Below are 18,546 nucleotides of genomic sequence, written 5' to 3'. Positions count from 1 at the left end.
GGTCCTTCGGGTTCCAGATCAGTGGCGGCGTGTTCGTGAGGATGCGTCGGATGATCGCCATCATGGGTGTTCACCTCCTCCCGGATGCGGGTGATCCGGTCACGGAACGGGTGGTGCGGCTCAGGGTGAACGGCTGGGGAGCCGCCGCGTTGGTCACGACCGGACGGGTGTCCCCGTCGACGACGGTCAGTCGCGCGCCGCCGGCCAGGGCGGCCACCGCGTCGGTGGCCATGGTCTGGGCGATCGCCGCGCCGGCGCAGATGAACGGGCCCGCACTGAACGGCAGATAGGGGCCGCGCTCGTCCGGGTGTGCCCAGCGTTCGGGCCGGAACGCGTCGGGACGACTCCAGTGTCGTTCGTCGTGGTGCAGGAGATAGGGGCTGACCGACAGGATCGCGCCGGGGCGCAACTCGACACCGCCGAATTCGACGGGATCCGGCACCGGGCGGCCGACCATCCAGACGAACGGGCGATGCCGCGCGGCCTCGCGCACGATCCACTCGGGGGGCCACGGCCACGGCGCGCCCGGCGCGCTGTGCAGGGCGGCCAGCAGTACGGTCCAGGCCACGGTGTAGCCGACGTTCCCCACGATCGACCGGAACAGCAGCACGTAGAGTTCGGCCACGATCCGGTCGTCGGTGTTCTCGGGGCACGCGCCGACGACCGCGTCGAGCAGGTCTCGCGGCGCGTCGGGATCGCCGCCTGCCGCGCGGCGTTGCCCGATGTGCTCGATCAGTGCCGCGAACAGCCGCGGACGCAGCAACTCCACGCGTACGCGCTCGCGCATCAGGGGCGAGCGGATCAGCAGGCCGGCGCCCACGGATCGGGCCAGCAGGTGTCGCAACCCGGGGGCCGCGGAGGGGTGGAGCAACAGGTCGGCGGTGCACCGATAAACCAGCGCGGGACCGGTCTCGGGCCACCGCCCGGCCGCGGGCAGTTCGGCCACCGCCTCGGCCAGATTCTCCCGGTACTCCGGTAATCGTGGTCGCAGGACGTTCCGGACCGCGTGCCCGAGGGCGATCTGGGCCGGTCGTGAGGGGAGCAGGTCACCGTAGAAGGTGGACAGTCCCGCGTTGAACTCCGGGTCGCGCAACACCGCGAGCGCCAACTCCGGGTCGCCTACGCACCAACCGCCCCAGGGGAGCGGGAAGACCCCGGCCGAACGACGGCGGGAGAGGTCCTCGAGAAACCCCAGCGGATCCTGCCTGAACCGACGCGGAACTCTCCTGCCCATCGAGCGGTCCCCCTCGGGCACCTGTCGAGCGCGGACACGTCCCGCCCCACGGAACACGGACAGCGACCTCACGTCAGTATCGTGTGACCGCAACGCCCGGGCAAGGCATCGACACCGTCGATTCACCGCCCGCGAGTCGGCCGATGATCGCCGCGCGAACGGCCCGGGGGCTACGATCCGTTGCTCCCAGCCCCGATCGGCTGCGGGATCGGCTCCCTCGCGTGGGATGTGGTCTCCTCCCCGCCTCGGCGACGGCGTCGGCGGCGACGCACGACGAGCGACACGAGAACGGCGAGCAGCAGCGCGGATGCTCCCACCACGACCCATGGCACGGCCCGCACTTCGGTTCGCGCGTGGGCGATCGGGCCGGTCTCCGCCGGGCCGGCGGGTACCGGCATCGGGTGCACCGCGAGGTCGACATCGAGCAGGAACGCCTGCGTCACGCCGTCCAGGCGCACGGTTCGCGTCAAGGTGGCACCGGGCAGCAACTCCGGTAGCGGATCCAGCCGTTGGTGCCGCGTGGTCACGCCCCAGGGGCCGCGCACGGTCAGCTCGGGACGGGCGCCGAGACGGACGTTGCCGGTGTTGCGCACCGTGTACGTGACGGTCAGGCCGCCGCCGAAGGGGTCGGGCGAGCCGTGCACCCGCGCGCTCAGCCCGCCGGTGCCCAGCGCGGGCCGCAGCGGGCCGTCGACCCGCAGGTACACGCGGGTGCCCACACGTCGGTCGACCAGCACTCGACTGCCGGCCGCGTCCTGTCCGGGAGTGGTCACGGAGGCGACGACACCACCGGTGTGGTCGCCGGGGGACGCGTTGTCCGGGACGGAGAGTTCGAAGGGTACGTCGCTGCGCGAGCGCGGCGGCACGGTGATCCGCGTCTGCTTGAGGCGGATCCACGCGCCGACGTCGGCGGACGGGCGTCCGGCCGCGAGCAGGTCGAAGCCGCCGGCCGCGGTGGTGAAGGCGTCCTGGGCGTACAGATCCACGGTCAGGGGCGCGTCGCCGGCGTTCGTGACGGCGACGTAGTCGATTTGCCGGGCGCCGGGCGCGAGTGCGTAGCGGAAGAACGGGCGGACGTCCGGGCCCTGTTCGGTGGACGGCTGTACGGACCAGGTGGTGGGAGTGGGCGCGGGTTCGGCCGCGACGGTGGGCGTGGCGCACGACAACACGATGCAGGCGCCGGCGGCGACGAGCGCGGCGAGAACCCGGTGGAGGCGATGACGGGGGTGGGGCATGAAGGATTCCTTCGCGGCCCGGACCGGGCGGGGTCGGTGATGTCGGGTCCGGGTGGGCGCGGGGTACGGGGTGGCCCGTACCCCGCGCCGCCGGGGTGTCCGCTGTCGACACCGTCTCCCGCGCGGGCGCGGGGGACGGTGTCACGTCAGCGGATCATCGGAAGCGGAGCAGCGGAGCAGCGGGTGCTCAGATCGCGGTAACCGTGAGGGTCGCGCTGTAGGTGCCGGGTGCGGTCGTGGTGGCCAGGTTCAGGCTCAGGTCGGCGCCGAGCACGGCGGTGCCGCGACCGTGGCCGGCCACCGCCCGGCCCAGGGTGCGCGCGGTCTTGACGCCGCCGTCGGCCGCGGGCGCCACCGGCGGGCCGGCGGTCACCTGCTGACCGTCGCCGGCCCGGACGACCTTCGGGGTCCAGCCCAGGGCCGAGCCGTCGAAGCCCGCGCCGCCCGCGCCGCCCGCGGCGGCGAAGTCGGTGACCTGGCCGCTGACGTTCCAGCCCGGGTCGGCCGTACGCAGGTCGGTGACCTGCACGGTGTTCAGCGCACCGGAACTGGCCAACCGGTCGCCCGCGGCGGTCAGTTCGGGCGAGGGCAGGGTGACCGTGCCGCCGTCGACGGTCATGGTCAGCCCGCCGGTGTTCTTGACGGTGGTGGTGATCACCTGGTTGCCGGACAGCGGGTCGCCGCCGCCCGGGTTCGTGGCCCCGCTCGTGGTGAGGGAGACCTGATCGATGGCCCAGAAGCGGCTGTTGGTGCCGGTGTAGCGGAACCGGATCTGCGCGGTCTCGGCGCCGGCCGGGACGTCGAGCGTCAGACGCTCGACCTGGTTGGTGTTCGCGCGGTAGGACTTGATCGGCTTGGGCGCGCCGCCGTCCCAGGACACATACACGTCGCCGGTCTGCGGGCCGTCGACCTGGTAGTCGCTGACGTAACTCAGCTCCGCCTTGGCCTTGCCCTCGACCGGGTAGGCCGGGGAGACCAGGGTCGAGTCGAACTGCCCGGCGGCGTGCGCCTTGTCGTCCCACTCGTCGGAGTCGGCGACGGCGAACACGTTGCGGCTGCGCACGTTGCCCTCGCGGGCCTGGGCGTTGCCCTCGGCGCGGGTGAAGAACTCGTCGGTGGTGAAGGACCAGCCGCGCCATTCGGTCACGCCGCCGGTGGGCATCGCCGAGTTGTCGATCGACCAGCCCTGTGGCGTGGTGTGGGTGAAGCCCTTGACGCCGGCGGGGATGCCGGTCTCGTCGACGCGCTCGGACAGGGTCGGTCGCAGCGCGTCGAAGGCGTCCGCCTTGATCTCGTCGATCGGCTGCCCGTCCAGGCCCCACGCCGGGTCGATCCGCACACCCTCGTGCTTGAGCACGGTGGGCGCGATGTCGACGAGGCGCACGTCGTCGCGCACGGTGCCGGCGGGCATGCCCCCGCCGTTCGCGATGACGAAGGTCTGGCGCTCCTGCGGGGTGTCGCCGCCGTGGCCGCCGGAGTCGGTGTGGCCGTGGTCGGTGGTGACCATGATCAGCCAGTCCTCCTGGGCGTAGGTCGCCCGACCGCGCAGCGCGTCGAGGACCCTGCCGACCCGGGTGTCGGCCTCGCGTACGGCCTGTGCGTACTCGACGCTGCTGCCCCCGTTGTTGTGGCCGACCCCGTCGACCGCGTCCAGGTGCATGAACGCGACGTCGGGGTTGCCGGTGGACAGGTACTGCGCGGTGTCGGCGGTGGCGAGGTCGTCGTTCTCGTCGGTGGACACGCGCACGTCGACCTTCGGCGAGAAGATCTTCGACGAGATCGGCTCCCACGCGCCGACCACGAGGGTGGAGGCGGCCGGTTGGGCGGTCTCCAGGCGGGTCGCGAAGTCGGGGTACTTGTCGTACTGAGATCCGGCGAACGAGTTGTCGTGCACGCCGTGCTTGTCCGGCCAGACGCCGGTGGCGATGGTGGACCAGCCGGGTCCGGAGACGGTGGGTGCGAACGGCTGCGCGTACAGGTTGCTCGACGCGGTCACGCCGCCGGCCATCAGTGCCTTGAGGTTGGGCGCGTCGCCGCTTCGCAGCTTGTCGAAGCGCAGGCCGTCGATGCCGATGACCAGCGTCTTGGCCTTCTTGGTGCCGCCGGGCAGCGACGGCAGGGTTTCGGCCGCGGCCGGCGAGGCGGCGAGCGCGGCGCCGGCCAGGGCGAGTGGAACGGCGACCGCGGCGACTGCGGCGGCGGCGATCCCGCGTTTGGCTCGGGTGGATCCGTACACTTCGATAACTCCCTCGGTGGATGAACCGGAGTGGGGTCGGGCCGCGGCGGGGGCAATCCGCCGCAGGCCCGCCGGGCCGACCGCGTTCGCGCGGTCGGCCCGGCTGTCTCGTGTTGCCTACCGCGCACCTGCGTACTGCGGGTGGAGCGGGTGTCGCGTGCCGAGCTCCCCGACGTGCGGCCCGAGTTGCCTGTCGTTGCGGCCGCCGCGCGAGAGTGTGCGCAACCACCATGCAACGAGCCGGGGATCGGCCATCCACGAACGGCCGTCGATCGGCTGAACAACGAGAGAACTTCCGGTCCGAACCCGTTATCGTTCCGTGATATTCACGGCCGGGGGTGACGTCAGCAGGGGATGTCCAGATCGATGGTGACCGGGTTCGACGGCCACTGGTAGGACGCCACGGCGAAGCTGCCGTGGACGGTCGAACCGCAGCCGACGCTGCCGCTCACGCCGGAGACCTGGATCGTGGTGCTCTGGAAGATCGCGTTCTGGGTCACCGCACCGAGCGAGACGCCGGCGACGTTGCCGGACAGCTGCAGGATCAGCGGCTTCGGCTGCGGCAGCGGACTGCCCGGCGACGGAGGCCCCGCCAGGCCGACCTGGCCGAAGAGTCGCACGTTCTCGCCGGTGACCTCTGCGCAGACCTTGGTCGCGAGGCCGGACTGGAGGCCGTACGTGCAGGTCACGGAGGGCGGAACGGGATCGGCGGTCGCGATCGGCGCGGCGGCGAGGATGCTCGTGCCGGCTATGCCCAGCGCTGCGATGGCCTGGATGCACTTCATGGGAAACCTCCGTTGTCGTGACGCCCGACGTCGGGCGTAGCCTTATGAGGTGTGACATTGCACATCTCACATGGCACATCCTGGCACGAGAACGAGCGGCCCATCGACCATTGAGGGTGGATGTCGCCGTGATCTGCGTTACACACAGAGTCTGCGGGCTATGACTTTGAGTCACGGTCGGCCGAATCGTCACTCTCCCGTCCCGACACCGGCAGGCTCGGGTCGCGGCGCAGCGCGTCCAGGACGGCGCGCACCGCCGCACGAGGCGGTGAGCCGCGGCGGATCGCCGCCGTGATCGTGCGCGTCTGGGGATTCGCGAGTTCCCTGGTGGCGACGCGATAGCGGCGGTCGACCGCCAACCCGGGCAACAACGCGATCGACAGCCCGGCCTCGACGTGCTGCAACGTCATCATGTAGTTGCTGAACCGGCACACCACGCGCGGCTCGAACCTCGCCTGCCGACACAGGCGCAAGGCGAGGTTCGCCATGTACGACTGCGGGATGTCGAACGCCCACGGCTCGTCCGCGTAGGCCGCGAGGTCCACCGCCCCGCGGCCGGCCGCGGGATGCTCGGGCGGGACCACCAGCAGGACCGGGTCGGTGGCCAGCGGCACGAGGTCGAGATCCGGCCCCAGGGGCAGTTCGTCGAAGTCCGTGGTCGTGATGATGATGTCCGCGTCACCATTTCGCAGCGCGGGCATGCTCGCGTGCGGCTCCAACTCCAGCAGTTCGACATCCAGGTGCGGATGCTCGCGCGCCAGACGGGTCACCGCCGGCACCGCCATGGTGTGGATCGCGCTCTGGAACGCCCCCAACCGCACCAGCCCGGCGGGCTCCTCGCCGAACCCGCGCAACTCGGCCTCGACGCCGTCCATGTGATCGAGGATCGCCTGCGCCCGCCGCGCGAGGATCAGCCCGGCCGAGGTCAGCCGCACCCGCCGTCCGGTGCGTTCCAGCAGTTGGGTGCGCGTCTCCGCCTCCAGCACGGCGAGCTGCTGGGACACGCTGGACGGGCTCAGGTTGGTGGCCTGGGCGACCGCCCGGATGGTGCCCAGCGTGTCCAGCCGGCTCAGCAGGCGCAGTCTCCAAGGGTTCATCACGCCCTCATTGTCGGCATCCTTGTGCGGTTTTACCGAACAGCACGGCCGGAATCGTGAGATGGACGTGTCGCTCGAACGCGACCTACGGTCGTGGACATGGCTGCTTCGAGCACCACCCCGCCGTCCACCGAAACCTTCTGGGCCGACGCCCGGCGCCACCTCGTCCGCTACGGCGGCGAGTTCACCCGCGAGATCATCGACCACGCCGCCGGGAGCTTCGTCTTCACCGCGGACGGCCGGAAGATCCTGGACTTCACCTCCGGCCAGATGAGCGCGATCCTGGGCCATTCGCACCCGGAGATCGTCGCGACCGTCCGGCGCCAGGTGGCGACCCTGGACCACCTCTACAGCGGCATGCTCAGCCGCCCGGTGGTCGACCTCGCCCGCCGGCTGGCCGCCACGTTGCCCGCGCCGCTGGAGAAGGCGCTGCTGCTGACGACCGGCGCCGAGTCGAACGAAGCCGCGATCCGGATGGCCAAGCTCGTCACCGGCAGGTACGAGATCGTCTCGTTCGCCCGATCCTGGCACGGCATGACCCAGGCCGCCGCGTCCGCCACCTACAGCGCGGGCCGCAAGGGCTACGGCCCCGGCGCACCCGGGAACTTCGCCATCCCGGTTCCGAACGCGTACCGGCCCGACTTCACCACGGCCGACGGCGCACTGGACTGGCGCCGTCAGTTGCACGTGGCCTTCGACCTGATCGACGCGCAGTCGACCGGCAGCCTGGCCGCGTGCCTGGTCGAACCCATCCTCAGCTCGGGCGGCATCATCGAGCCGCCACCCGGGTACTTCGCGGCCCTGCGGGACAAGTGCCGGGAACGCGGCATGTTGTTGATCCTCGACGAGGCCCAGACCGGCCTGTGCCGCACCGGGTCCTGGTACGCGTTCGAGCGCGACGGCGTCGTCCCCGACATCCTCACGCTGTCCAAGACGCTCGGCGCGGGACTGCCGCTCGCCGCCGTGGTCACCAGTGCCGAGATCGAGCAGGAGGCGTACGACCGCGGGTTCCTGTTCTTCACCACGCATGTCGCCGACCCGCTGCCGGCGGCGGTCGGCAACACCGTGCTGGACGTGCTGATCGCCGACCGGCTCGACGAGCGCGCGCGAACGCTCGGCGCGTTCCTGCGGCAGGGCCTGACGGACATCGCCGCGCGCCATCCGGTCGTCGGTGACATCCGCGGCCGGGGCCTGCTGGCCGGGCTCGAACTCGTCGTCGACCGCGAGACGAAACAAAGTTCGGACGCGTTGGGCGCGCGGGTCACCCGGCGCTGCCTGGAACTGGGCCTGCACATGAACATCGTGCAGCTCCCGGGCATGGGCGGGGTCTTCCGGATCGCGCCTGCGCTGACGGCGACCGAGGACGAACTCGCGCTCGGCCTGACGATCCTGGACGAGGCGATCGGCGACGCCTGCGCCACGCGCTGAGCACACCGACTCCGCGCGCCCACCGACGAACCGCGGCGTGCCGTTCGACGCCGGTCGAACGAGGGTTGCGCAAAGGGGAGTTCGTCAGCCGGCCGGGCCGGCGAACGCACCGAGGGCGAGGCGGGCGAAGCGTTCGCCGATGCGCAGGTGGGTGGCCGAGTCCGGGTGCAGGTCGTCGGGCAGCGGCAGTTCGGCGTGGTCCGCCTCGCCGTAGAGCTCGAGGCCGTCCAGGTAGTGCAGGTTCGGGTCGGCGGCCGCGCGCTGCCGAACGATCCGGGCCAACTCGTCCCGGATCACGGTGAGGGTCAGCTTCCCGGCGGCGGTCTGCGCGGGATCGCCGGTGGCGACGAAGCGCAGACGCCCCTCACTCATCGCGCCGAAGTCCGCGGCGCTGGGTCCCGGGGTGTTCTCGTGGATGGGGCAATGGATCGGCGAGACCACCAGCAGTGGGGTGGTGGGATGCCCTTCACGGATCGTGTCGAGGAAACCGTGGATGGCCGGACCGAAGGCACGCAACCGCATCGCGTCGGTGTTGACGATGTTGATGCCGACCTTGACGCTGATCAGGTCCGCCTCGGTGTCGCGCATGGCGCGGGCGGTGAACGGGTCGAGCAGGGCGCTGCCGCCGAAGCCCAGATTGATCAACTCCACCTTGCCCAGAGCCGCCGCTCGGGCGGGCCAGGTCCCGGTCGGGGTCCGGGCGTTGGAGCCGTGACTGATCGAACTGCCGTGGTGCAGCCAGACCTTGCGGTCGCCGGCCGGTGGCAGGTGTACGGGGGCGTTGGTACGCAGGGCCACCAGCAGGGTGGTCTCGTCGTGCGGCAGCCAGATCTCGACGTCCTTCTCGTCGCCCGGCAGCCCGGTGAAGCGCAGTGTCCGCACCGGGCCGGTTCGGGTCTGTGTGGTTCCGGAGACCGGGTCGATGGTGAGTGTGTCGCCGTCGGTCGTGCCGGCCCGACCCGCGAGCCGCCCGTCGACCAGCAGCTCGTACACCCCGTCCGGGCGCGGCGGCGCTCCGACGTAGACCCGTTTGCCGGCCACGACGTCCAGTTCGACGGCGGTGGCCCGGGTGCGCAGGGCCAGTCGTACGCCGGAGGGCTGCGACTGCGCCATGGCGAGCTGGTCGTCGGGGATCTGCTCCCGGGCGCGTGCGGGCAGCCGGTGGGGCAGGACGCCGCGTTCGGTGTGCTCCACGTCGAGTGCGCCGCGCAGGAGTTCGGCGGTGATGGGGGTGGTGGTCCAGTCGTCCTCGGTGTGGATGCGTTCGGTGCTCATCTGCTCGGTGCTCGTTTCCTCGGTGCCCATTTCCGCGGTCTCTCCGATCAGGGCGTCGCCCGGCGGTGGGGTCGGTGGATGAGGCGGGTCGCTCAGGAGTCGGCGGGCCAGGTGCGCAGCAGCACGTCGAGCGCGTTGAGGATCTCGGTCCAGCTCTCCTGCGAGTCGGGGGCGCTGTGACCGAAGCCGCCCGCGCTCTCCAGCCCGACGTAACCGCTGAAGACGCTGCCCAACAGCCGCACCGCGTGGGTCTGCCGGGGTTCGGCCAGGTCGTATCCGCGCAGGATCGCCCGCATCATCTGCGCGTGCCGGACGCCGGCACCGGCGGCCGCGGTCTCCGGGTCGAGCCGGAACCGGGCGGCCTCGAAGCGGCCCGGGTGCGCGAGGGCGTAGTCGCGGTAGACGTTCGCGAACGCGATCAGTGCGTCCTTGCCGGCCCGTCCGGCCACCGCGGTGGAGACGAGGTCGGCGAGTTCCTCCAGGGCGAGCAGGGCGATCCTGGTCTTGAGGTCATGGGCGTTCCTGACGTGCGAGTACAGGCTCGCGGTCTTGACGCCGAACCGACGGGCGAGCTCGGCGGGGGTCGCCTGCTCGAAGCCGATCTCGTCGGCCAGCTCCGCCCCCGCCCGGACCAGACGCTCCGTGGTCAGCCCCACTCGTGTCATGCCCACTCTCCGAGTCCTCCGCCAATCCTGCCTTAGAGGATTATGCGCATGCCTAATTGCATTAGGCAATCTGGCGTGTGTCTTGGTTCGCCGGTTCGCGACACATCCAGGGGAGCGATCACGGACGTCGGCGGTTCGTCGGCCTCGGAGACCTCGCGGTCCGGACCGGGACGGATGGGCGGTCGCCGGCCCCGGCCGGCGGCGGTCGGCCATTCGGCGTAGCTCGACGCGCGGATGGGTCGACCGTGCTGGTCGACTGATCCGGCACCCCGACAACATCCAGCAGCGGAGGCCGACATGGCGATCGTCGTGATTCTCGAAATGCCCGGTATGACCCAAGCGATGTACGAGGCGAGTGCGGACAAGGTGACCGGCGGTCGCGGCCCGGTCGAGAAGCCCGCGGACTGGCCGGTGCCGGGCCTGATCTCGCACACCTCCGCCGCCACCCCCGAAGGCTGGTTCGTCGCCGACGTGTGGGAGTCCGAGGAAGCGTTCGAGCGGTTCAGCGAGATCATCATCCCGATCCTGCGCGACCTCGGCGTTCCGGACGTGCAGCCGCGGATCTACCCGGTATTCACCGTGGTGACCCCGTAGACCGTCTGCCGAACGGTCCTTCCGGGCTTGTCGAGATCACCGGGCTGCCGGGGGCAACGGTGACAAGGTTCGATTCTCCCGGATCTCCCGGCCTCGCGGGAGGTTGCGACCATCACCGGGCCGCGGGCGCACACCACGCACGAGCCGGCCGGGTCCGGCGGCGAGGTGCCGGGGCGGGGGTGGTGTCGAGTGGGGGCCGGTGCGCCCTCGCCTGCGGGCGGGGGCGCACCGGTGTGCTTTCGGGCCGGTTCGGTCAGGCCGTCGGCTCATGGGCGGGTGCGGAACCGGGGGGTCAGGGGGTGGTGTTCCGGACCGTGTTGTACATCGCCTGGGTGAGGTCGCCGAAGCCGTTGGACATCAGGTAGGGGCCGTAGGCCCAGTTGGGGGTGCCGCCGTGGACGATGGCCCAGGCTGCCTCCCACCAGGGCGAACTGCCCGTGGCGTTGGTGAAGCGGGAGGTGACCGCGATCTGGGTGCCGGTGCCGGTGGCGGGGTCGAAGTTCATCAGCCAGGGGCCGCCGCTGGAGCCGGGGGACATCGCCGAGGCCATGTCGTGGGCCAGGTTGATCGTCGAGTCGTCGATGGTCGTGCCGCGGGCGTACATCAGGGACCGGCCGTCGAAACCGCGTCGCAGTGAGGGGGCGACGCCGAAGTCGGCGGACGTGGTGCCGTCGCTGTTCCTGGTCCAGTACCAGTTGCGGGTGTTGTCGGTCGGATAGCCGAACTGGTGGAGCGAGAGCGGGTTGGCGGCCACGCCGAAGGCGATGTTCTGGCCGCCGGTGATCTGTTGGATCGGCGTGGGGTCGCCCGGGCGTTCGACGGTCGCCATCGCGACGTCACCGCCGGACCGGAAGGTGCTGTCGGCGTCCCAGGTGGGGGTGATCCAGGCACGGGTGACGCCCCAGACGCCGTAGGGCGCGACGTCGTTGCCGGGCATGGGCGCGTTGCTCTCGTCGGTGCCGGTGAAGCGGGGTACGTTCGCGCCGTTGAAGGCGGGGATGAACACCGCGTTGGTGATCACGTCGTCGCCCAGTCCCGCACGGAGGTTGGCCGTCACCTTGAAGCAGTGGCCCGCGGTGACGATGGTACTGCGGTTGGCACTGGTGATCACGTTCGCGGAACACGCCGAGGGCACGAGTGCGCCGTCGAAGGAATTGCGATACACCATCAGGAGCTTGCCGGTGGTCCGGGAAATCTTGCCCTGGCCGGTCCACGGTCTGCTCAGGTCGTCCCAGCCGCCCGGCGGCGGGAACGCTTCGGCGCCGTCCGAGTTGAGGCCGTACTTGGCGATCCGCGCCAGATTCCAGTAGCCGACCTCGGCCTGGAGCATCGCCGCGTGGTTGACGGGGTCGGCGGCGACCAGGCGCGGCAGTTCGACCGGGGCGCCGGCGTCGGCGTGCGCCGCGGGCGTCGCGGTCAGCACCGCGGCGGTGAGGGCGAGCACGCCCACCACCGTGGCGATCTTGCCTCGTAACGTGCGTCGTACGTGCATGGAGTGGTCCATGTCCTCTCGAAAGGGCAAGGCCACAAGGGCCGTTGCCTCGGGGGAGCGGGGGTCGGAGCGGAAGCCCGTCGCGATCGAACCTGTTCATGACCGGTCGGTCGGTCATAAGGTGTTCATCCGGGGCGCAACTGTCAAGACCACCAAGTGGTTTGACTCTCCAACAGAGGTGATCGATGGCACGACCGGCGGGACCGGGCCGTGAGGCGTTGTTGCGGGCGGGACTCGAAGTCGCGGACGCACGCGGGTTGTCCAGGATGTCGGTGAACGCCGTGGTGGAGACGGCGGGCATGGCGAAGGGCAGCTTCTACCAACATTTCAAGGATCGCCGCGGCTACCTCGTGGCACTGCACCGCAGGTACCACGGCGGCCTGGAGGAGCGCGTCCTGGCCGAGGTGGAGGGCCTCGCGCCGGGCCGCGAACGCCTGGTGGCCGGCGTGCACGGCTACCTGGACGCCGGCCTGGCGACCACCGGTACCCGTGCACTGCTGGTCCAGGCCCGTACGGACCCCGATCTCTTCGAGGAGACCCGCGAACGCAACGCCCGCACCAGGGCCCTGGTCCTGCCCGAACTCGTGGCCCTGGGCTGGGATCCACCGGAGCCGATGGCGCACCTGCTCGTCGCGATGGTCTTCGACATCACCCTCGAGGAACTCGTCGCCGGCCGCCGCGACGACCTGCGGGAGGCGCTGCTGCGGCTGCTCGTGCGCTGATCCGCACGGTCGAGCCGCGCGGCTCACGCGCTCGGGCCGGGTCGTTCGCGCCGTCCGCGAGGGCGCCTCGGCGCCGCGTGCACGTCGAGCGACGGTGCCATCCGGCCCGCCGGACCGGACGTGAACGTCGCAGCCCGCGGCACCCGGGCCGATCGGCCCGGGTGCCGCGGTTGGGCCCGGGCGACGGGCCGGGCCGACTCGGACCGACCGTCACGGCGACGGTGTCGGGTCCTCGTCCGGCACGCCTCCGCCGCCGAGTTCGCCGGACAGATAAGCCGCGTCCGCGCCCATGTCGACGTACAACCGCGCCCACGCGAGGTCGGTCGCCGTCGCGGGTTTGCCGTCGCAGTAAGGCTTGCGCCCGTTCGCCGTGTAGTGCTCCAGCACGTTCAGGACCTTCGCGGTGTCGCCCTCCTCCTGCGACGTGTACTCCGGTCCGGGTCGCGACCGCTGGTGCTCCTGGCACGTCGCCGTCGTGGGCGCGGCCTCGAACGAGGCACGCTCGGGATTCTTGTCCTTGCCCGACCCCGTGCACCCGGCGGCGCAGGCCCACAGCGCGGCCACCGCGAGCGCCGTGCCCGTCGTCGCCCGCATCCTCGTCCTCATCGGGGTCCTCACCCTCGTCGTCATCGGGACCGACTCCCTTCCTCATGTGTGCGTCGACATACGGCGATGGGCCTCAGCCCACCGCGCGAACGGTGAACACCACGCCGACCGCGATCACGGACACGGCGGTGGCGAGCGGGAGATATCGCGACCACCACGAACCCCGCAGGTGCCGGGACGTGGGTCGCAGGCGGACCAGGACCAGGCCGGCGGCGGTCAACACGGCGGCCATGCCCAGTCCGTAGGCCAGCACGAGCAGGACGCCGAACACGGTGCGCCCGAGCGCGACGGCGCCCAACAGGACGACCAGCGCGGACGGGCTGGGCACCAGGCCGCCGACGACACCCATGCCGATCAGGACACCGCGCCCGGGGCGCGTACCGCGAACGGTCGGATCGGCTGGGGCGTGGGCGTGGGCGTGGGTGTGGGTGTGGGCGTCGGCGACGGTCGTTTGGTCGCGGGAATGCGAATGCGCGTGGGCGTGGGCGTGCGCACGTGTGTGGGAGTGGGAATGCGCGTGGGAGTGCCCACGGGCGTGTCCGTGTCCGCGGTACGCGTGCACGACCGCGCGATCGCCCCCGGCCCGACCCGCCCGCAGCGCGAATACCGCCGCGCGCAGCAGCCACACCCCGATGCCCGCCACGAGCAGCCCGCTCGCAGCCCCGAGCCACATCAACACTCGCTCGCCGGTCAGCGACGTCGACACGCTCAACAACGTCCCGACCACCAGCACCCCGGCCGTGTGTGTCAAGGTCACCGCGGCCCCCACCGTCACCGCGTCGCGCACTCCCTGACGACGCCCGTCCGCACCACGCGTGGCCAGGTACATCGCCATGATCGTCTTGCCGTGCCCGGGCAGGGCCGCGTGCGAGCCGCCCAGTACGAGTGCCAGCAGGACCGCGGCAACGCCCGCCCCCACGGTCAGGTGGTCCGCGCCCAGCACCGCGTCGAAGCGACGTTGCACACCCGCGTACGCCCCTTCGATCAGGTTCGGCGTCGATCGCCGCACGCCCGGCACGGGTGCATCCGTGCCGGGACGCACCCGCAGGTCCGCGCCGCGCACATCCGGCGGGGAGGAGAGCAAGTCCACCGGGTAGGAACGCAGTCCGCCACTCGTGCTGGTCCGGGGCACCGGGGAGGTGCCCAGCGCGACACCCTCGCCGGAGGCGGTGACCTCGTGCCACCCGGCCCGGCCCGGATGGTTGTCGTTCCGCACGGAGACCCTGGCGGGGCGGGACAGATCGGCCACTGCGCCCAACCGACACTCCGTGCGCGTGGTCGACAGGCCCGCGGCGCCCGGCACCAGCTCGGCGCCCGCCCGCAGCACCGTCCAGGCCGCAGCCGGCCGCCCGTCGATCCACAGCCGCAACCCGTCGGCCAGACGCGGACATTCGGCGTCCGCGTGGGCCTGCAACTCGGCGGCCGAGACGTGTCCGTCGTGGTCGAGGTCGCGCCGTCCCGCCTCCTGGAGCGTGGGAATCTCCGCCTCGTCCACGAGCGCGAGGTCCTCCACCCGATCGGGACGCAGCGTCAACAGGTGGGCCTGATTGACGCTGATGTTCCCCAACGGGTGCGCCGACGCCCCGGGCGCTACCCCGACGAGCACACCCATGGCGACCAACAGGGCCGCACACCCGGCAACCGCCCACCGCGCCCTCATCGCCCGCCTCCCGAGGTCCCGGAGGCCGCCGAGGTCCCCGTACGACCGGCGCCGGCCGTACCGCCGGCGTTCCCCGCGTCCGCCGCCTTCCCCGCATCCATCGACGCGGCAGCGCGGATCGCCGCCGCGTGGGCCAGTACGTCCGGATCACGCCACCCACCCGCCGTGGCCTCCGTCGCGTAGGGCAGCGCCGCGTCGGCGCGCCCCGCCCGATACAGCGCCCAGGCCAGCGCGTCCGCCGTGTGCACCGAACCTCGGCGGGCCCGCTCCGCCTCGGCGCGCCCGACCGCCTCGGCCGGATCGCCGTGGTCGGCCTCGAACACCGCCCGGGCCACGTCGTCCGTCGCGCCCTGCGCCTCCTGCACCGCGAACTGGGCCGCCACGAGCCGGAACTGCTCGCGGGCGAGCTCCGCCCTTCCGGCCCGCTCGGCCAACTCGCCGTAGCGGATCAGGTATTGGGCGATCGGCGCGGACGCGATCACCCGGTCGTACTCGGCGAGCGCCTCGTCCACGCGTCCCACGTCGGCCAACGCCGCGGCCCGCCCCGCACGCAAGGCCGGATCGCCCGGCGCCGTCCGCAGCCCCGCCTCGTAGGAGCCGAGTGCCCCGGCGGGATCCCCGTAACGGCGCGCCAGTTCGCCCTGCCACAACCGGCAGTACGCGACCTCGTCCCGAGTGAACGCGCCGTCGAGCGCCCGATCGAGCGCGGTGCGCGCGCCCTCCACGTCGCCACGCAGTTCCAGGTCGTAGGAGGCGCGGGTGAACGCGGCCACCGACGGGCGCAGGTCGAGCATGTGCTGGATCGCCTCGGTGGCGCCCTCGGTGTCGCCGAGTTGGGTGGCGGCGTCGGCCAGCGCCCCGTACGCGGGCGCGTGGTACGGATCGGCCTCGATCGCCCGGACCGCCGACTCCTTCCCGGCGGCGAAGTCGTGGCGGGCGTTCGCCAGCGCCGCGGACGCCACCAGCGCGGTCACCCGCGTCGGCGTCCCGGGCCCGGACAACGCCAGCGCCCGATCCAACGCCTGGCCCGCCCGGACGTACAACGACGCGTCGCCGGTGACCCGGGCCCGCTCCACGTACGCCCCACCCAGCGCGGCCAACGCCGCTGCGTCGTCCGGCACTTCACGCAACCGCGCCTGCGCGGCGGCGATCGGGTCGGCCGGTGACGCCGCCCGCGCCCCGACCGGGGAAGCCTGGCTTCCCCGGTCGGTGTCCAGTGAGCGCACGGCGACGGGAGCCGCGATCAGTACGATCCCCGCCACCGCACCCGCGCCCCACACTCGCAGCGTCGGCACGATTCACCCGCTCGGCGCGTCGACGGCACGGTTCACCGGCCAGTACTCCGGCAGCGCGACATAGGGGAACGTCGCCGCGAACGGCCGGTTCCCGGCGTCCACCATGTCCCCGCGCGCGAGCGCCGGCACCGGCCGGCCGGTGACCACGGCCCCCTCCAGCGCCTGGAGTTCGATGTCCACGACGTCGTCGGTCAGCCGACGCCCATTGGGGAACCCGGCCAAGTCGCCACCGAGCACCCCGAGTCGGTTCGGCTTCGCGGTGGGCGGGATCGACATGTTCAGCCGCATCTCCTCCGCCGGCACGAACGTCTTCGGATCCACGTCCTTGTTCAGCAGTTGCGAGTTCAGGTCGACCTGGATGGGACCGTTGGTCGCCTTCGCGATGCCGGTCAGGAAGATCTCCACCAGGTCCGCGCGCGGGCCCTGCGGGGCCTTGATCCCGTAGATCTTCTCGATCAGCCCGGGCACCTCGGGCCGGTTCACCCGGTCGACGAGCTCGGGTACGGTCCGGTCCTGGTCCGGGGTCAGCGCGTTGAACCGGTTCTTCAGCCCGGCGGGCATCACGACCTCGTTCACCAGCGGATTGCCCAACCGCGACACCTGTACGTACCGGCCCCAGTCACGGTCCTTGCCGTCGGCCACCACCACGTTCATGCCGCGCCGCGACGTCGTGCTCCACACCCCCACGACCGGGTTGCGCCCGGGGTCGTTGCGCAACGCCAGTGCCGTCTTGGGGACTTGGAGTACCAATGTGTTCACGTTGTACCCGGCAACCGTGTCCTGCCCGACCTCCTTGAGGTTGCCGCCGTACAGCAGGTCGAAAACCCGCAGGTCCAGGAAGAACGGGTCCTCGGTCTGTCCCGCGAACACCCGCCCACCGCCCGGAAGATCGTGCAGCGCGGCGTCGCGCAGGCCCCTGTAGTCCGGCATCGACGCGGCACCCACCCGCGAGGGCGCCACGCGTCCCTGGTCCAGCAGCGTCCGCGCGTTCGTGCCGCGGATCTCCTGGAGTGTGTACCGCTGCCGGAACAGCAGGTTCTCGTCGTCCAGCGAGGTGACCGGCCCGTTGTTGTACAGGAAGGTGTCGTTGCCGCGCCGGTCCTCGTCGCGGAACGTCCAGCGGTAGGTGACGTCCGGCTTGCCGTCGCCGTCCGAGTCGATGTTGATCTCGTAACGCGCGTCGGTGGCGAACGGATGGAAGTTGGGGCCGCCGTTGGGCTCCTGGAACGGGACGACGTTGGCCACCAGCGTCACGGTGTCCGGACGGTCGGGGCTCACGAACGCGTACACGTCGGTGTTGTCCAGTTGCGGACCGGCCGCGATCAGCGGTGCCTCGCGATGGCTGGACGCCGTGGCCGGAGCGGCGTCGGTGAGCGCGACGCTGCCCGCCGCGAGCAGCGCGCCGACCGCGACCAGCGCCGCGGCGGACCGATGGCGGTGTATGTGGTGGTTCATGGCGGGGTTCCCCCTCGGCATCGCACGGCATGGCCTGCCGTGGCACCTCTGATTCGGTGTCGCCCGACCCGCGGTTTGCCCACGATTGCCGCGGAGGTGTAACAGCCTTGTCCCCGGCCGAGGTTCGCGCCGGGTTCCACCGACGACCCGGTGGCATGCGTATCGACGAGAGGCGTTCGGGCGCACACGCGGACGGGCCCGCGCACGTACGCCGTGCGCGGGCCCGTCCGGTGCGGGTCAGCGGTTTTTCGTCATGGAGGTCTCCGCATCCGCATTCGTCGTCCGTTTCGTCATGTCCCGATCCGCTCGTGCACGTTGGCGATCATGCGGCGCAGTACTTGCACGGTCAGGGCGTAGTCCTCGTCCGGGATGCCGGCGTGGATTCGCTCCCGGACCCGGGGCGCGATCGCCGCGAGACGGGCTCGGCCCGTGCGGCCGGCGGCGGTGAGGGTGAGTCGGCCGTCGTGGCCGGGTGTGATCCAGCCGCGATCGAGCAGGTCGTCGACGATCGTGGCGTAGGTGGACACATCGCCGACCTGGGGTGTCATGTACTCGCGCAGCGCCTCGGTCAGGGCTTCGCGGGTCAGACCGCCCTCGTCGGCGGCGAGCCGGTTCAGCGTCATCCAGTGCCGTTGGCTCAGGCCGAGCTTCGCGTGTTCGGCGTTGATGAAGGCGATGACCGCGGTGTGTGCCGCGCCGGTCCAGTACCCGGCGGGCTGATTGGCGAGTGTCTCGTCCATGGCGGCTCCGTTTCGGTATGTGCCGGT

At 71.6% G+C, this 18,546-nt stretch carries 16 protein-coding genes; 3 read left to right on the top strand and 13 right to left on the bottom strand.

What is annotated here, in order from left to right:
* Positions 1 to 70: 70 nt before the first annotated feature.
* The 5 genes from ACIBSV_RS08240 to ACIBSV_RS08220 form a co-directional block, all read right to left on the bottom strand.
* A complete protein-coding gene (locus tag ACIBSV_RS08240; protein ID WP_395860497.1) occupies positions 71 to 1,234 on the bottom strand; it encodes a cytochrome P450 in 1,164 nt (387 codons plus the stop codon).
* A 170-nt stretch (positions 1,235 to 1,404) separates the two neighbouring features.
* Positions 1,405 to 2,469, bottom strand: coding sequence for a WxL protein peptidoglycan domain-containing protein (locus ACIBSV_RS08235; protein WP_395860495.1), 1,065 nt, complete (start codon positions 2,467 to 2,469; stop codon positions 1,405 to 1,407).
* Between the two features lie 187 nt (positions 2,470 to 2,656).
* The gene (locus ACIBSV_RS08230; RefSeq protein WP_395860494.1) at positions 2,657 to 4,705 is read right to left on the bottom strand and encodes an alkaline phosphatase family protein; all 2,049 of its coding nucleotides are present in this window, start codon (positions 4,703 to 4,705) and stop codon (positions 2,657 to 2,659) included.
* Between the two features lie 344 nt (positions 4,706 to 5,049).
* Entirely contained in the window at positions 5,050 to 5,490 is a 441-nt protein-coding gene (locus ACIBSV_RS08225) for a hypothetical protein (protein WP_395860492.1), read from the bottom strand.
* Positions 5,491 to 5,648: 158 nt separating this feature from the next.
* On the bottom strand, positions 5,649 to 6,587 hold the full coding sequence (locus tag ACIBSV_RS08220) for a LysR family transcriptional regulator (RefSeq protein WP_395860491.1): 939 nt from the start codon (positions 6,585 to 6,587) through the stop codon (positions 5,649 to 5,651).
* Between the two features lie 99 nt (positions 6,588 to 6,686).
* Here ACIBSV_RS08220 and ACIBSV_RS08215 point away from each other — a divergent pair, with 99 nt between their 5' ends.
* On the top strand, positions 6,687 to 8,015 hold the full coding sequence (locus tag ACIBSV_RS08215) for an aspartate aminotransferase family protein (RefSeq protein WP_395860489.1): 1,329 nt from the start codon (positions 6,687 to 6,689) through the stop codon (positions 8,013 to 8,015).
* A gap of 84 nt (positions 8,016 to 8,099) precedes the next feature.
* Here the strand turns inward: ACIBSV_RS08215 and ACIBSV_RS08210 are convergent, their stop codons facing one another.
* Positions 8,100 to 9,275 (bottom strand): GDSL-type esterase/lipase family protein, encoded by a 1,176-nt coding sequence (locus ACIBSV_RS08210; RefSeq protein ID WP_395860973.1) that lies wholly within the window; start codon positions 9,273 to 9,275, stop codon positions 8,100 to 8,102.
* Between the two features lie 107 nt (positions 9,276 to 9,382).
* A complete protein-coding gene (locus ACIBSV_RS08205; RefSeq protein ID WP_395860487.1) occupies positions 9,383 to 9,955 on the bottom strand; it encodes a TetR/AcrR family transcriptional regulator in 573 nt (190 codons plus the stop codon).
* Between the two features lie 297 nt (positions 9,956 to 10,252).
* On the opposite strand from ACIBSV_RS08205, the gene ACIBSV_RS08200 reads away from it, so the two are divergent.
* Complete coding sequence (locus ACIBSV_RS08200) at positions 10,253 to 10,549, top strand: hypothetical protein (protein WP_395860486.1); 297 nt, start codon at positions 10,253 to 10,255, stop codon at positions 10,547 to 10,549.
* Positions 10,550 to 10,841: 292 nt separating this feature from the next.
* On the opposite strand, the gene ACIBSV_RS08195 is transcribed toward ACIBSV_RS08200, so the two are convergent.
* A complete protein-coding gene (locus tag ACIBSV_RS08195; RefSeq protein WP_395860484.1) occupies positions 10,842 to 12,041 on the bottom strand; it encodes a trypsin-like serine peptidase in 1,200 nt (399 codons plus the stop codon).
* A gap of 185 nt (positions 12,042 to 12,226) precedes the next feature.
* Here ACIBSV_RS08195 and ACIBSV_RS08190 point away from each other — a divergent pair, with 185 nt between their 5' ends.
* Complete coding sequence (locus ACIBSV_RS08190; protein WP_395860482.1) at positions 12,227 to 12,763, top strand: TetR/AcrR family transcriptional regulator; 537 nt, start codon at positions 12,227 to 12,229, stop codon at positions 12,761 to 12,763.
* Between the two features lie 210 nt (positions 12,764 to 12,973).
* On the opposite strand, the gene ACIBSV_RS08185 is transcribed toward ACIBSV_RS08190, so the two are convergent.
* The 5 genes from ACIBSV_RS08185 to ACIBSV_RS08165 all read right to left on the bottom strand — a co-directional run bounded on the left by ACIBSV_RS08185 (position 12,974) and on the right by ACIBSV_RS08165 (position 18,519).
* On the bottom strand, positions 12,974 to 13,357 hold the full coding sequence (locus tag ACIBSV_RS08185; RefSeq protein ID WP_395860480.1) for a hypothetical protein: 384 nt from the start codon (positions 13,355 to 13,357) through the stop codon (positions 12,974 to 12,976).
* A gap of 85 nt (positions 13,358 to 13,442) precedes the next feature.
* Positions 13,443 to 15,029 (bottom strand): nickel/cobalt transporter, encoded by a 1,587-nt coding sequence (locus tag ACIBSV_RS08180; protein ID WP_395860477.1) that lies wholly within the window; start codon positions 15,027 to 15,029, stop codon positions 13,443 to 13,445.
* On the bottom strand, positions 15,026 to 16,324 hold the full coding sequence (locus ACIBSV_RS08175) for a tetratricopeptide repeat protein (protein WP_395860475.1): 1,299 nt from the start codon (positions 16,322 to 16,324) through the stop codon (positions 15,026 to 15,028). Before ACIBSV_RS08175 ends, ACIBSV_RS08180 begins: the two co-directional genes overlap by 4 nt.
* Before the next feature lie 3 nt (positions 16,325 to 16,327).
* Positions 16,328 to 17,779 (bottom strand): DUF4331 domain-containing protein, encoded by a 1,452-nt coding sequence (locus ACIBSV_RS08170; RefSeq protein ID WP_395860473.1) that lies wholly within the window; start codon positions 17,777 to 17,779, stop codon positions 16,328 to 16,330.
* Positions 17,780 to 18,069: 290 nt separating this feature from the next.
* Entirely contained in the window at positions 18,070 to 18,519 is a 450-nt protein-coding gene (locus ACIBSV_RS08165) for a MarR family winged helix-turn-helix transcriptional regulator (protein ID WP_395860471.1), read from the bottom strand.
* Between the last annotated feature and the right edge of the window lie 27 nt (positions 18,520 to 18,546).

The organism is Embleya sp. NPDC050154 (genome assembly GCF_044460165.1).
Taxonomy (GTDB): Bacteria; Actinomycetota; Actinomycetes; order Streptomycetales; family Streptomycetaceae; genus Embleya.
This window is presented reverse-complemented; position numbering and strand designations above follow the sequence as displayed.

Bases quoted from the DNA above. Each gene is read 5' to 3' on its own strand.
- ACIBSV_RS08200 (WP_395860486.1), top strand. From the start codon at position 10,253: ATGGCGATCGTCGTGATTCTCGAAATGCCCGGTATGACCCAAGCGATG.
- ACIBSV_RS08185 (WP_395860480.1), bottom strand. From the start codon at position 13,357: ATGCGGGCGACGACGGGCACGGCGCTCGCGGTGGCCGCGCTGTGGGCC.
- ACIBSV_RS08240 (WP_395860497.1), bottom strand. From the start codon at position 1,234: ATGGGCAGGAGAGTTCCGCGTCGGTTCAGGCAGGATCCGCTGGGGTTT.
- ACIBSV_RS08225 (WP_395860492.1), bottom strand. From the start codon at position 5,490: ATGAAGTGCATCCAGGCCATCGCAGCGCTGGGCATAGCCGGCACGAGC.
- ACIBSV_RS08235 (WP_395860495.1), bottom strand. From the start codon at position 2,469: ATGCCCCACCCCCGTCATCGCCTCCACCGGGTTCTCGCCGCGCTCGTC.
- ACIBSV_RS08190 (WP_395860482.1), top strand. From the start codon at position 12,227: ATGGCACGACCGGCGGGACCGGGCCGTGAGGCGTTGTTGCGGGCGGGA.
- ACIBSV_RS08195 (WP_395860484.1), bottom strand. From the start codon at position 12,041: ATGCACGTACGACGCACGTTACGAGGCAAGATCGCCACGGTGGTGGGC.
- ACIBSV_RS08215 (WP_395860489.1), top strand. From the start codon at position 6,687: ATGGCTGCTTCGAGCACCACCCCGCCGTCCACCGAAACCTTCTGGGCC.
- ACIBSV_RS08220 (WP_395860491.1), bottom strand. From the start codon at position 6,587: ATGAACCCTTGGAGACTGCGCCTGCTGAGCCGGCTGGACACGCTGGGC.
- ACIBSV_RS08165 (WP_395860471.1), bottom strand. From the start codon at position 18,519: ATGGACGAGACACTCGCCAATCAGCCCGCCGGGTACTGGACCGGCGCG.
- ACIBSV_RS08180 (WP_395860477.1), bottom strand. From the start codon at position 15,029: ATGAGGGCGCGGTGGGCGGTTGCCGGGTGTGCGGCCCTGTTGGTCGCC.
- ACIBSV_RS08205 (WP_395860487.1), bottom strand. From the start codon at position 9,955: ATGACACGAGTGGGGCTGACCACGGAGCGTCTGGTCCGGGCGGGGGCG.
- ACIBSV_RS08170 (WP_395860473.1), bottom strand. From the start codon at position 17,779: ATGAACCACCACATACACCGCCATCGGTCCGCCGCGGCGCTGGTCGCG.